Genomic DNA, 12,792 nt, shown 5'->3' with positions numbered 1-12,792 from the left:
CACTTCGACCCGCGTTCGCTTCTGGCTTTCGGTCCGAATCAGAACGGCAATCTTTATCCGCGTTTCGAGGCAAAAATGCCCCCAAGCCAAAACTCTTGTCCGACTCTTCATCCCGCTTCGAACCGAAACTTCCAGTCCATTTTCGATACAAACCTGAATGAAAGCCACTACGCCGCTCTAACTCCATAACCTCCGAAGCAAAAGAGGACATAATAATCACCTCAAAACGAACATTTGTTTGTATTTATTATACCGAATATATGTTCCCTTTTCAATGATTTTTTAAATGAAAAGCGATGTTTAAATCGAAGTAGAATGCACTTTTATAAAGAGTTTTATGGCAAAAACTCAAACCAATCAGTCATTGAATTTTGATCAGAAGTTTCTATGTTTTTAAAGAGTCAAAGAGACGAGTGGGATACGTCTGAGCGAATGGGATAATAGTCAGAGGGACTGGAGAGGAGGTTATGAGGGCCATTCGAGAAACTGAGTAAACGGGATAGCAGCCAAAAGGGCTAGCGAAAGAAGATAATGACAGCCAAACGGAAACTGAGTGAATGGGATAACAGTCAAAAGGTATGAGAGAGAGGGAGAATTGACATGGTTAGGCGGGGAGTAAACGGGATAACCAATCAAAGGTGTGAGGAAGAAATACTAATGCGGTTCAATAGGAACTGAGCAAATGGGATAGAAGGCAAAAAAGACCGAGAAGAGATTAGAAGGGATTGGCATGCCCGGGGCGACTCTCGCATATCTATTAAACAAAATCTATTAAAGGATGTGGCCCCCCGTGTTTAAAGCATTTGTTCTAAGCAAACAGAAAATTGTCATCGTAACCGCATTTCTGGCCTGTGCTGCTGTAGCCGGACTGATTTACAATTACAGCAGGTCCTCGCAAGCCGCAGTGTCCGGCAGCTCCGAACCAGTACGGACCATCCATATGGTTACCGGTGAATTCAAGTCAACTACCGAGGACGGTAAGGAAATAGAAGCTTACCTCTGGCACCCGGGAACCGTCTATATTAATAAAGGAGAAACGGTCAACCTGAGTCTCTATGGTGTTAATGGAGCCAGCCATCCGTTCATGATTGAAGGAACGAATATCAAGGGCGAAGTGCAAAAGGGCAAGGAGACGATCGTTCCCTTCAAGGCGGACAAAGAAGGCACTTATCGTCTTATTTGCCTGACTCATCCCGACAGTTCTCAGCACGGGCCTATGATTGCATACCTCGTCGTCGATTAATGCTTTCTGCGGAAAAGATTAAAGTCCGCTATAGCCTTTCTTTACAAAGACTAAAGTTCCGCCGCAGCCTTTCCTGCACAATTATTATAGTTCCACTGCAGCATTTCCTGCATAAAGACTAAGGTTCCGATGTAGCCTCCTCCACTGTAAATGCATATTCTGCATGTATAAGTGTTGAGAAAGGCAGGTAGCCCGGCCGATGAAAGAGAATAAAGAACCACATGCAAGATCACTGCCGACAGCCAGAACGATCCGCAGAACTTGCAACCGGGAATTATATCGGACCATCAAAAAACTGAAAGTCTGGATCCCTCCCGAGCAAGTTGCCCAAGCTGAAAAAATCTATTACAGCAAGGTCATTTCCAATTTGCTCTGGATCCATGAAAATGGCAGCAAAAGAAAAGTATTGGCCGACTGGTGGGAAGAACATGTCTGTCCGGAAATCGCATCTCTGTGGAAGGTGGAACCGGCAGCTCTATCCAAAGCCTTTCGCGAATCCTTCGGAGGATAAAGAATGGTCAGGCCGTCCAAGCTCCGATTGCATGGTAAAAGCCCTTCAACCCATAAAGGTGGAAGGGCTTTTGCCAATCAGGAGCAGCTTAAATGGTCTGATCTGTCAGAATGAGCGGGCCGTCTTTCGTAATGGCGATGGTGTGTTCATACTGTGCGGACAAGCTTCCATCGACTGTTCTTGCGGTCCAGCCATCCTCCTCAATTCTCGCGGCATAGCTGCCGATATTCAGCATCGGTTCGATCGTGAAGACCATGCCTTCTTTCAAACGGGGGCCTTTGCCAGCCGGCCCGTAATGCGGGACCTGCAGGTCTTCATGCATAGTCCGGCCGATGCCATGGCCGATAAATTGGCGCACGACAGAATACCCTCGGGATTCCGCGAAAGTTTGAATGGCATTGGAAATATCGCCAATTCGATTGCCTATAACCGCTTTTTCGATCCCGATATATAGCGATTCCTTCGTCGTATCCAGCAGTGCCTTGGCCTCCTCGCTCACCTGTCCGACCGGGTAGGACCAGGCAGAGTCGGCCATCCAGCCATCTACGCTGAATACCATATCGATGGTGACGATGTCTCCTTCCACTAAAGGCTCCTTCTTGGGAAAACCGTGGCAGATAACATCGTTTACTGAAGCGCATGTAGCATATGGATATCCGTGATACCCTTTTTGTTCGGGGATCGCCCCGTTCTCCTTCGTAAACTGCCTTACAAATTCTTCAATTTCCCATGTTGTCGTACCGGGACGAATCCGCTTGGCAATTTCACGATGACAGGCAGCCACCAATTCTCCTGCTTTTTTCATCTTGGAGATCTCTTCGGGTGTTTTCAATATTATCATGTAAGCTCCTCCAGACATGTAATCTATACAATGCCCGCTGCTGAAAAAACATGCGGCCAGGCATTGAAATCCATTGAGAACCTCTTCGTCACAAACCTATCTCGGTTACCATCGGGATAACGATTAACAGAATCCCGGACAGAACTAGTATAGATAAAGTTGCGGCATAAGGCAATTTGGCGGCCCGTTCGCTTTTGTACCAGCCGTTAAATTGAAGCACATTCCGATACAGAACAAAAACCAGCAGCAAATTGGCTATAGCGGCAACCCCCGCATAGGACGGACCATCCAGCCCGACCTGATTATATACCGTCAGTTCCACCATCCATAAAAGAGTGCCTCCCAGCACTAAAATCCCGAGAATCCTCGCTAGCTCAACAAGAAACAGCAGGGGTTTAAGCATCTCCAATCCCTCCCTTTATAAAGATCCTCCGCCAATATAGTCCTCCACCAGCCTTCCACTTCTTTATTCTTACCTATAAGACATGGAGGCCCTGGCGGCGAATTCGGCAATGGAAAGTGCGATACCGCAGGATTAAAAGGGTGTCCTGCGATCAGAAGATGAGTTTATTGCTTTCAAAGCATACTCCAGACTTTATTTTAACACAAGGTTACAATATTTGGAATTGCATGGCCCTCCGGGGCTGTCCCCTGTCTTGCCAATATCTCCGAAATTATGCCATAACAAAAGCACCCTACCCGAAACGGTCAGCACCTGCGTGAGTGCCACCCTATAGGGTAAAGTGCTTTATATCTTTACGGCCAGGGGGATCTTAGCGGAATCAGGCGGTCTCCGTTTCACTCGGTCTGAGTACCGCCGCGCCGAATCCAAGCAAAATGACGGCAAACAAACCCAGTATCCCCAAATGGAGAACGACTTGCGATAATCCGTCTCCCGCGGCCAGCCGGTTAATCGCTTCAATGGCCCATTTCTGCGGAACAATGTTCGCTGCTTTCTGCATGTATTCCGGCATAATGTCCACCGGCCAGTAGCACCCGCCAAGCATGCAGGTAGGGGTAACGATCAACGTTTGCACCGTAGCCACATTGTTACGGTTGCGAACCAGTCCGGCCACAGCCAAGGAAATGCCCAGTGCAGCCAACAAGAAACATTCCATCACCAGCCATTGCTGCAGGAGCGGCATGCCGAATGAAAACCGCAGAACATACCTGGCAAAAAGAAGGATCAACAATATCTGAACCGTTCCAAGAAATAGGCTGCCCAAGAAATTGCCGGCCATGATCTGGTAGGAACGGACGGGAGCTGCATACATTCTCTGCATCGTCCGATTTGTGCGGTCATCCAGAATTGTAGAGATCGAATTGTTCACCAGCATCATGACGAACATGATCAGCATTCCCATAGAAGTAGATATCGCCTCATTGACGGCCAGTCCGGAGTTTTCGACGACGGCCCTAACCTTATTCTTCTGCTGCTCGGACAGAACTTGCAGCAATGCGGCCTCCGCTTCTGCAGAATTAGGAATCTGTGACGAAAGCAACCGGTAAGTTCCCGTCATCCCCCTTATTTGTTCGTTCAGCTTTTGCTTCAGCACTATTCCGGACTCGGACACGCCTAGTTCAAACCACTCAACTCGCGGAGTCTCGCCGCTTGTCAGCTTGGAGGAATACCCTTCCGGGATGAACAGTCCCGCCACACTCTTCTTGTCAATGACTTGAAGTCGGAGAGCTTCCGTATCCTCTGCTTCGACAAAGCTGTAGCCGGTTGATGCCTGCAGCGCATTGATCAACCGTTCTCCGAGCGGCCCCTGATCCAGATTGGCATAGGCTACCTGGACTTGCTGCCCGCTGTTTCCCAACAGAACAACTACTAGCGACACAACCAATGCGGGCAGCGCCAGGAAAACAAGAAGGCTCTTTCCCTTGCCGATCGTACGCTTAACGATATTCGCCGCAATATACAAGCTATTCATAAGAACCCGCCTTCCGGTACGTGATTACTGAAGCCGCAAGTAGACCTGCACAGATGACCGCCAATACGGTCACATAGTAAGCAATGGCTGATGGACTTTCATTCAGCATGACGCGGAGGTAGCCCTGGAAAGCCCAATGACTGATCGTGAATTTGCCGAAAATATCCGCCAAATCTCCTACCGCCACAAATCCGCCGCTCAAGAAGGTCATCACAACAATAATCAGATTGAACAAGGAATTAGTCTGCTTGGAATCTTTAGCCAGACTGGCGATGATCAGCGCCAGACACATCGAGGCTATAACCATCAGTATAGAAATAAGAATGACGATAACGGGACGGGAACCCCAGTTCACTCCGTAGAGCCACCAGGTGAGCACGATAATCAATACAGACTGTATGATAGCGACCAGACCATTAGCGGAAATTTTACCGAAGACAACCGCCCTTGTAGTGACAGGCATCGCAGACAGCCGCTGCAAAGTATGGTTCTCTCGTTCGCTTACGAGACTATTGGCCGCCCCCATCCCGGCAAAAAGCACGAACATAATCAGCATCGCGGCGGCATAATACTGCGAGGCCGTGTAGCCTGTCGAACCATCGGCCAAAGAATGAGCGGAGACATAATCCCCCTCGTCCGGCAGCATGACTGCAGCCGAGACGGCCTCGCCGCTGCCTATTCCGGTTACAAGCGATAACGCCTGCATCCGATTCGTTTCCTCCAGAAAGCCTTGCATCATCATCTGTGCGGTCAGACTCCTGGTGGAATTCTTGCCGGTCAGCATCCTCCATTCCGCCTCTTCCCCGGCCAATACCGATGAGCTGAAACCTGCCGGAATGATGACGGCCAGATCGGCCTCCCCCTCTTTCAGCATTGCCAGCGCTTCTTCCTCCGCTGCCGGGAATTCCGCCTTTAACCGATCGCGAATCCCCTCTGAGGCCAGGAATTGCTCCAGTCCCTGCTGCAGAGCCCCCTGATCCTGACTGACAACGGCCACCTTCACTTCCTCTAGCGGCTGATCCGTATTCATGAAAGAAGACAACGCCGAGCCCAATATGAAAATCAGCAGCAGTGGCAGCAGCAGCTGCAGAAGATAAGTAGATTTATTCCTTAATATCCGCACCAGTTCGTACCTGGCCGTTACTAATAATTGCATCGCCATCCCCTCCGGTTTTCATTCAAAATTAGTCTCTCAGCTTCCGGCCGGTGAGCAGCAGGAACAACGATTCCAGGTCGGGCTCAATCCGGTTAAGCGATTGAATCTTGACCTGATGCTTGGACAAAACAAATATTAGATCCCGCAGGCACGTTTGCGTGGATTTGGAGTACACTTCCAACAAAGTTTCGTCCCGGACGATTCTTTCGATCAAAGGATGACGTTCCAATTCCAGTAAGGCCTCGTCATTTACACAGTCCGTCTGAATGACGATCTTCTCTTCCTGAGCCGCCTGTTCGATCAGCTCACTTCTCGTTCCGCACGCAATAAGACGGCCATGATCCATTATGCCGACCCTAGTGCTGATAGCCTCCACTTCTTCCATATAGTGGCTTGTATAGATGATAGTGCTCCCCATCCGATTCAGCTCTCTGACCGACTCCAGAATATGGTTACGAGACTGGGGGTCAATTCCGACTGTCGGCTCATCCATGATGATAAGCTTCGGACGGTGCATAATGGCACAGGCGATATTGAGACGGCGTTTCATTCCCCCGGAGAAGGTGATCGGCTTATCGTTCTCTTTGTCAGTCAAGCCGACGAATGCAATCGCCTCCTCCACCCTTTGCTTCAATTCCCTGCCCCTTAAGCCGTACAGCTTGGCGAAGAAGGTTACATTTTCTCTGGCGGTCAAGGTTTCGTATATGGCCAGCTCCTGAGGGACCAGTCCGAGCCTACCTTTCACCTTGAAAGGGTCTTTAGCGACGGATATTCCATCAACGATCATCTCGCCGTGATCGATTCGACCAAGACCGCAAAGCATCTTGATGGTAGTGCTTTTACCGGCTCCGTTCGGTCCAAGGAGACCGAAGACTTCCCCTTCCTCGATGTTCAAATTCAGATGGTCCACTGAGAGCTTGCCGCCGTAGCGTTTGACCACATTTTTGATCTGGATAAAACTCATCCTCGACTCCCCCTTGCCTGATCTCGCAATTTTTCTGATCTGTCACCATTGTAACGCGGACTCTAATGGAGGAAAGGTCAAAGAAGTCACCACTTTAAGGTGACTTAAGTCATTTTGTTCGGCATCAAGGCAAAAAAAACTTCGGCTTCCGCCGACCTGTGCTATAATTTGGCGTATAAATTCTGACTGGTAGGAGTGGCGGAATTGACCTATTCGTTAGCCTGGCTGCGATATATACTCCTTGTGTCGGCCGCACTCGGCACGCTATTCATCGGCGACCTCCGGCCAAGCAGCTATCCCCTGTTTACGATAACAGCCTTGCTGTTAATAGGGGTTGCCCAGCTTGCCGACAAACGGGAACGCTTAATGCAGCTGCTGATTGTCGTTGAATTGACTTTGGCGGTTTGGTTAAACGTGACATTCGGAGGTCTATACTTCATATCTTTCTTTAGCACGCTTATTCTGCTTTTTAGGCCGCCCCTCGGCTTCCACTGGCCGCGCCTGACCTTATTCGGATTGTGCTGGGCGGGACTGGCCTTCTCGATAGCGGAACAATCCCTTATTTTCATTACGGGGATTCATTTCCTGTTCGCAGCCTTCTCGGTGCTAATGTACAAGTGGGCAACCGCCTCGGGTCGCAGCCGGGAAGTGGAACAATTATATGACGAGCTTCGCCGCAAGCATTATGAGTTGGAGGAAGCCCGTTCCCGCCTGGTCGACTATGCCCGTAAAGTCCAATTAATTTCCCAGATGGAGGAAAGAAACCGGATTGCCCACGATCTGCATGACGACCTGGGTCATTCCATCACCCGATTAAAGATGATGATGGAAGCGGCAATCCGCCTTGCGGATTCGCAGCCGGAGAAAACCTATGAGCTCATGAATCAGGTCAGAGATCAACTGGGTTCCAGCATGGAATCGCTGCGCCGGACCGTCCGCAGGCTGCAGCCGGATGAACAGCTTCGCGGCCAATATTCCCTTCATAAATTGATCGAGGAAGCATCGGGGCAGTTTGGCATACCGGTAAGCCTCCAGACCTCGGGCGTACCCTATCCGCTCTATCCGAGCATTGAATTCGCCTTATACCGCAACGTTCAGGAAGCGATCACGAATGCGATCCGGCACGGCGGAGCCCGGTCCATAGACATCCGAATGCGTTACGAACCGCAGCGGGTTGTGCTTAGCATAAGCAATGACGGAGACCCCCCGGAGGAAGATCCGTTGGCGCGTCCAGGGTTGGGAATAAACGGAATGCAGGAAAGGGTCAAGCTGCTGGGTGGCAGCTTGTCGGTAGAAACGGGGCCTCCCTTCACGGTGACCACCATTGTGCCTCATCCCGCAGGCAGCTCATACTTTTCGTAGGATACTAAAGGAGGATTGAAATGATTCGTGTATTGCTCGTCGATGACGATTCTTTTATTCGCGAAAGCTTAAAATATATTTTGGATATGGATGAAAAAATAAATGTGCTGCACACCTGTTCCGATGGCAAGCAGGCTTATGATTACGTTTGTTCGGTAGAGGGGCAAGTAGATGTCATTCTAATGGATATTCGGATGCCGGAATGTGACGGAGTGGAAGGAACGAAGCTGATCAAGGAACGGTTTCCACATATCCGCGTTCTTATTCTTACGACTTTCGACGATGATGATTACATTATCGAAGCCATTAAAAACGGCGCTAACGGCTATATGCTTAAAAATGTATCTCCGGATCGCATTCTCGAAGGGATTCAATCCGTATCCCAAGGCAATATGCTCATCCATCCCGAGATTGCCAATAAACTTAGCAGCTTCTTGCGAGCATCGAACAGCCATCTCCGCATCCGTAAATCGGTTCCGGACAACTGGGGGTTAACGCCCGCCGAGCTGAAAATCGTCCAGGGCATTGCCGATGGCTTGTCGAACAAGGAAATAGCCAACACCCTGTTTCTGAGCGAGGGGACCGTCAAAAACTATGTAACCGAAATATTGCAAAAGCTGGAGCTGAGAGACCGAACTCAGATTGCCATCTTTTATTTAAAAAATTCAACTCCATCTGACAGAAATCATTCGCAAAACCCTTAATTTAGCTGCAACAAATTTAGCCAGGCTTTTAGACTTTAGACTTTAGACCTTTAGACTTTAGACCTTTAGACTTTAGACTTTTAGACTTTAGACTTTAGACTTTAGACTTTAGACTTTAAACCTTTAGACTTTAGACTTTTAGACTTTAGACTTTTAGACTTCTCTTCAGAGGCGGTTTCCTGATGCTCCCTTATGGAAAAATACCTCCTAAAGTGGAACATTAGATGGGAGAAAGTTTACCGATGTCCACCTCTCTCTTCCGACCGTCGGATTAGTCTACACGTACCAGCATTTATCCCTTTTGGAGAGGCTTTGGACTGTTATCCCCTTGTCTCAGAAAAAAGGATCAATGACCGCGTTCCATCGTAAAGGCTTCGTCCATTTAGACCCCCATGCCGCTGACCGCGACACCATCAGATGATGAAAATGGATGGGTTTTCAAGGTAGAATAGAGTTGAATTGCTTTAATAGTGTGAAATTTGAAAACTAAATGGATTTCATACAGTTAGATTTCTATATTCGGAAGAAATATGGAAACTAACTGGAAAACCTACAGCTAGTTTGCGCCAAAACAGCCGTTTCGCCCAAAGTTGCCCATTTTAACTGTAGTTTATCCAGTTAGTTTGATCATTTTCGCCCATTCGCTTGAATCTACCTGTACAAAATACAGTTAGACGTGCCGCTCCGCTTGTAACGATGCCTGCAGACGGTAAATAGACGGATTTTCAAGGTAGTCAGTTTCAAATTTCTATAGGCCCGAATCTATTTCCCCTTCGGTGCTAACACGAATCGTCGCTTGCTTAGAGGGGAGAAAGCCAAGGACAGGGTAACCTGAGCGAATGAATCGTTCTTTGCTTGCAGGGCAGGAAGCTAAAGCAAAGGACAGGTAACCCTGAGCGAACGAATCGCCCTTTGCTTGCAGGGCAGGAAGCTAAAGCAAAGGACAGGTAACCCTGAGCGAACGAATCGCCCTTTGCTTGCAGGGAAGGAAGCTAAAGCCAAGGACAGGTAACCTGAGCGAAAGGGATAACAGCCGAAAGAACGCCGAGAGACCGAAAGAGCTAAAAAGACCCTTTACGACGGCAAAAAAACAGGTTTTTCGGACATCATTAGGAGCTCATAGCCATAGCTATAGCTATAGCCATAGCGTTACAGAGCTCGTCTCAGCTAATAGAGGAATATATAGACTAATTAGCCAAGATTCAATGCACTTTCTCCCCATAGATGCAAAAAAACCCGCTCCCCATACTCGACAGGGAAACGGGTCTTTATTGAGTTGTCCCGGGCCATAATGACCCCGACAGGCTACGGCTTACTCCGCAACCGCGATACTGGGTATCGACACTTCGGCTTCCACTTCATCCTCATACGAAATTTCCGGGAATTCAAACCCGAACAGATTGAAAAATTCGACCCGGAAGCCTTCAATATCGGATATCGACCGGATGTTATCCGAATCGACCTGATTCCACAGAGCAAGAACGGCTTCCTGTACATCCTCCCGCATTTCCCAATCGTCTATACGGATGCGTCCCCGGTCATCCACCGAAGTAGATTCGTAATAAAGCCTTTCGGCAAACAAGCGATACATTTGTTCTATGCAGCCTTCGTGTAAATTCTTCTCTTTCATAACCTTATACAGCAAAGATATGTAAAGAGGAACAACCGGAATAGCCGAACTGGATTGAGTGACCAGCGCCTTATTGACGGAAATGTATGCCCGGCCCCCCAAAGCTTGAAGCTGCTCGCGGATTCTGCCCGCGGAAGCCTCCAGATGATCCTTCGCCAGCCCGATCGTTCCGGCTTTGTAGATCGAATGGGTAATTTCCGGTCCGATATAGGAGTATGCGACCGTTACCGCTCCTTCCGCCAGCACGCCGGCTTCTTGCAAAGCGTTCATCCACAGTTCCCAATCTTCGCCCCCCATGACCTTGATCGTATGCTCAATCTCCTGCTCGCTTGCCGGCTCGATCGTGACATCGGTTACTGCCGCGCTATGGAAATCCACCGTTTTGTTTGAAAAAGGCTCCCCAACCGGTTTGATCACCGACGAGTATACTTCCCCGGTCTCAGGATCTACACGTCTAGGAGAGGCCAGACTGTAGACCACCAGATCCACCTGACCCAAATCCTGCTTGATCAGATCGATGGTTTGCCTCTTGATCTCGTTGGAGAAGGCATCCCCGTTAATGCTCTTGGCATAATAGCCTGCTTCGGAGGCTGCCTGCTCGAAAGCGGCCGTATTGTACCACCCGGCGGTCGCCGTCCGGTTATTGGCTGCCGGCCGTTCGAAGAATACGCCTATGGTCTTGGCTCCCGATCCGAAGGTGGCCGTAATCCGGGAAGCCAGCCCGTATCCTGTAGAAGCCCCGATCACAAGAACGTTCTTGGGTCCCTGAACCGGCTTCTGGCTCTTCACATACTCGATTTGCTGCCGGACATGATGAGCGCAGCCGGCCGGATGGGCGGTGGTACAAATAAATCCTCTGAACTTCGGTTTAATCACCATATGAGAAACTCTCCTTCTTTTCGCATCATTCGTAATCACCAGAATATGTTTCCTATTCTATCATGCCTCTCCCCTTGACTGAAAGCGGGAAGAAAACGCCGTCTATTATTTTACCATAACTCTCGCCCCGGTTGTCCAATTGCCCCCTTTTACCAGTATACAAGGCCGTTCTAATCGCATCCGGTCGTTCGTACCGCCTGTTTCCAGCGGAATTTCTCCCCATGTCCATGTTTGCCCGTTTCCGATTGTCCCTTCCTTGCATTTACTAATAGTAACTTCATAGAAAGTGAGGTGATAGATATGAGTCATCTCAGACCTGATGTCGTCACGATCACTTTTAGATGCGTAAGAGGTGTAGCGATCATTACAGGCGTCTGCGTCATTGGTTCCTCGCGGCCTTGTGGACGTTTCTTGAGAAGGGGTCGTTCTGCTGTCCGTGCTATCGAGTGTCTTCTGGATAACGGATTCCATATTAAGCTGAAGACTTCCAACACGGTAGTATTAAAGAGAAAAAGACATCACTGCAGCTAATTGAAATGCAGCCTCCGGGCTGCATTTTTCTTTGCCTTTCTTTGATTGTCGGCAAGAGTCTGATGAATATGTAAGGGTCGGAAACGTAAAATAGATCCAAGAATAGTACTTGCTGTCCATTTCCGTTATACTATTTTTGTTCAGCTGTAAATCAACCCATGGACGATAGAATAAAGGAGAGCTCCGCGATGTATGTCGTAACTTCTGAAGAAATGCGCCGATTAGACGGGCATACCATTCAACGTATCGGACTTCCCGCGCTTGTGCTGATGGAAAATGCCGGCCGGGCAGTCGCTGAGGAAGTGCTCGCCGTGAGCCGCGAATCGGCAGCCAAGCGGCGCCAGCGCTGGCTTGTGCTGGCCGGCAAAGGGAATAACGGCGGCGACGGCCTCGTCGCGGCCAGACATCTGATTGAGTCAGGCCTTGACATAGACATAACCCTCGCCGAACCCGCAGGACTCTTCTCCGCAGATATGGCGGTTCAGCATGAAATTATCGGCAAGCTGGGCATTCCGATGTTCAATTACAAACCGGGAGAAATTCGCTGGGAGGTCTACGACGGTGTCATCGACGCGCTGCTGGGAACCGGAACGCGCGGAGCTCCCCGGGAGCCCTACGCCGGACTCATCCGGGAAGCCAACGCCAGCGGGCTGCCGATTGTTGCTATCGACATCCCGAGCGGACTCGATGCGGATACAGGGATGACTCATGACCCCTGCATCTGCGCAGTGCGTACCGTTGCGCTGGCCTTCCTCAAGCGGGGGCTTGTCCAGCCTCCGGGGACCGGCGCGGCCGGCCGGGTTGTCGTGCGCTCTATCGGCATCCCCGTCCGCTTAGCCGAAGAGCAGGGCATCCGCACGCTGCTCCTGGACGAGCGGACCCTGTCCGAGCGGCTAGCGCTTGACCCTCGGCGCGGCCGGCCGGAAGACTCGCACAAGGGCACCTTCGGCCATGTGCTCATCGCCGCCGGCAGCCTGCGCATGGCCGGTGCCGGCCTGCTGTGCGCGAACGCGGCGCTGCGCGCGGGGTGCGGGCTC

12 protein-coding genes are annotated in these 12,792 nt (G+C 50.0%); 6 read left to right on the top strand and 6 right to left on the bottom strand.

Annotated features, from left to right (window positions below):
* The 3 genes from ACFQ03_RS01880 to ACFQ03_RS01870 all read left to right on the top strand — a co-directional run.
* The coding region (locus ACFQ03_RS01880; protein ID WP_379285697.1) for a hypothetical protein at window positions 1-189 on the top strand (189 nt) is incomplete at its 5' end.
* A gap of 601 nt (window positions 190-790) precedes the next feature.
* Window positions 791-1,243 carry a hypothetical protein gene (locus tag ACFQ03_RS01875; protein ID WP_144938896.1) on the top strand — a complete coding sequence of 151 codons (453 nt, stop codon included), beginning with the start codon at window positions 791-793 and terminating at the stop codon, window positions 1,241-1,243.
* Window positions 1,244-1,442: 199 nt separating this feature from the next.
* Window positions 1,443-1,754 (top strand): dehydrogenase, encoded by a 312-nt coding sequence (locus tag ACFQ03_RS01870; RefSeq protein ID WP_144938894.1) that lies wholly within the window; start codon window positions 1,443-1,445, stop codon window positions 1,752-1,754.
* An 88-nt stretch (window positions 1,755-1,842) separates the two neighbouring features.
* Here the strand turns inward: ACFQ03_RS01870 and map are convergent, their stop codons facing one another.
* From map to ACFQ03_RS01845, 5 genes are all read right to left on the bottom strand, one after another.
* Entirely contained in the window at window positions 1,843-2,595 is a 753-nt protein-coding gene (map, locus tag ACFQ03_RS01865; RefSeq protein WP_144938891.1) for a type I methionyl aminopeptidase, read from the bottom strand.
* 88 nt (window positions 2,596-2,683) lie between these two features.
* A complete protein-coding gene (locus tag ACFQ03_RS01860; RefSeq protein WP_144938888.1) occupies window positions 2,684-2,998 on the bottom strand; it encodes a hypothetical protein in 315 nt (104 codons plus the stop codon).
* A gap of 379 nt (window positions 2,999-3,377) precedes the next feature.
* Window positions 3,378-4,529, bottom strand: a complete 1,152-nt coding sequence (locus ACFQ03_RS01855; protein ID WP_379285694.1) for an ABC transporter permease — start codon at window positions 4,527-4,529, stop codon at window positions 3,378-3,380.
* Window positions 4,522-5,685 (bottom strand): ABC transporter permease, encoded by a 1,164-nt coding sequence (locus ACFQ03_RS01850; protein ID WP_186328399.1) that lies wholly within the window; start codon window positions 5,683-5,685, stop codon window positions 4,522-4,524. The genes ACFQ03_RS01855 and ACFQ03_RS01850 overlap by 8 nt, the downstream gene beginning before the upstream one ends.
* Window positions 5,686-5,713: 28 nt before the next feature.
* Window positions 5,714-6,649, bottom strand: coding sequence for an ABC transporter ATP-binding protein (locus ACFQ03_RS01845; RefSeq protein WP_144938879.1), 936 nt, complete (start codon window positions 6,647-6,649; stop codon window positions 5,714-5,716).
* Window positions 6,650-6,853: 204 nt separating this feature from the next.
* Between ACFQ03_RS01845 and ACFQ03_RS01840 the strand changes: the two genes are divergently transcribed.
* Window positions 6,854-8,011, top strand: a complete 1,158-nt coding sequence (locus ACFQ03_RS01840) for a sensor histidine kinase (protein WP_144938876.1) — start codon at window positions 6,854-6,856, stop codon at window positions 8,009-8,011.
* Between the two features lie 20 nt (window positions 8,012-8,031).
* Complete coding sequence (locus tag ACFQ03_RS01835) at window positions 8,032-8,715, top strand: response regulator (RefSeq protein ID WP_379285690.1); 684 nt, start codon at window positions 8,032-8,034, stop codon at window positions 8,713-8,715.
* 1,312 nt (window positions 8,716-10,027) lie between these two features.
* On the opposite strand, the gene fabV is transcribed toward ACFQ03_RS01835, so the two are convergent.
* Complete coding sequence (fabV, locus tag ACFQ03_RS01830) at window positions 10,028-11,224, bottom strand: enoyl-ACP reductase FabV (RefSeq protein WP_144936973.1); 1,197 nt, start codon at window positions 11,222-11,224, stop codon at window positions 10,028-10,030.
* A 719-nt stretch (window positions 11,225-11,943) separates the two neighbouring features.
* On the opposite strand from fabV, the gene ACFQ03_RS01825 reads away from it, so the two are divergent.
* The coding region (locus tag ACFQ03_RS01825) for an NAD(P)H-hydrate epimerase (RefSeq protein ID WP_379285687.1) at window positions 11,944-12,792 on the top strand (849 nt) is incomplete at its 3' end.

It is taken from the genome of Paenibacillus residui (assembly GCF_042677205.1).
GTDB lineage: Bacteria > Bacillota > Bacilli > Paenibacillales > NBRC-103111 > Paenibacillus_L > Paenibacillus_L residui.
The sequence above is the reverse complement of the archived record's forward strand: the minus strand, read 5'-3'. Positions and strand labels throughout refer to the sequence as shown.

Excerpts from the sequence above, each read along its gene's own strand:
- map (WP_144938891.1), bottom strand. The coding sequence starts at position 2,595 with ATGATAATATTGAAAACACCCGAAGAGATCTCCAAGATGAAAAAAGCA.
- ACFQ03_RS01850 (WP_186328399.1), bottom strand. The coding sequence starts at position 5,685 with ATGCAATTATTAGTAACGGCCAGGTACGAACTGGTGCGGATATTAAGG.
- ACFQ03_RS01835 (WP_379285690.1), top strand. The coding sequence starts at position 8,032 with ATGATTCGTGTATTGCTCGTCGATGACGATTCTTTTATTCGCGAAAGC.
- ACFQ03_RS01855 (WP_379285694.1), bottom strand. The coding sequence starts at position 4,529 with ATGAATAGCTTGTATATTGCGGCGAATATCGTTAAGCGTACGATCGGC.
- ACFQ03_RS01870 (WP_144938894.1), top strand. The coding sequence starts at position 1,443 with ATGAAAGAGAATAAAGAACCACATGCAAGATCACTGCCGACAGCCAGA.
- fabV (WP_144936973.1), bottom strand. The coding sequence starts at position 11,224 with ATGGTGATTAAACCGAAGTTCAGAGGATTTATTTGTACCACCGCCCAT.
- ACFQ03_RS01845 (WP_144938879.1), bottom strand. The coding sequence starts at position 6,649 with ATGAGTTTTATCCAGATCAAAAATGTGGTCAAACGCTACGGCGGCAAG.
- ACFQ03_RS01860 (WP_144938888.1), bottom strand. The coding sequence starts at position 2,998 with ATGCTTAAACCCCTGCTGTTTCTTGTTGAGCTAGCGAGGATTCTCGGG.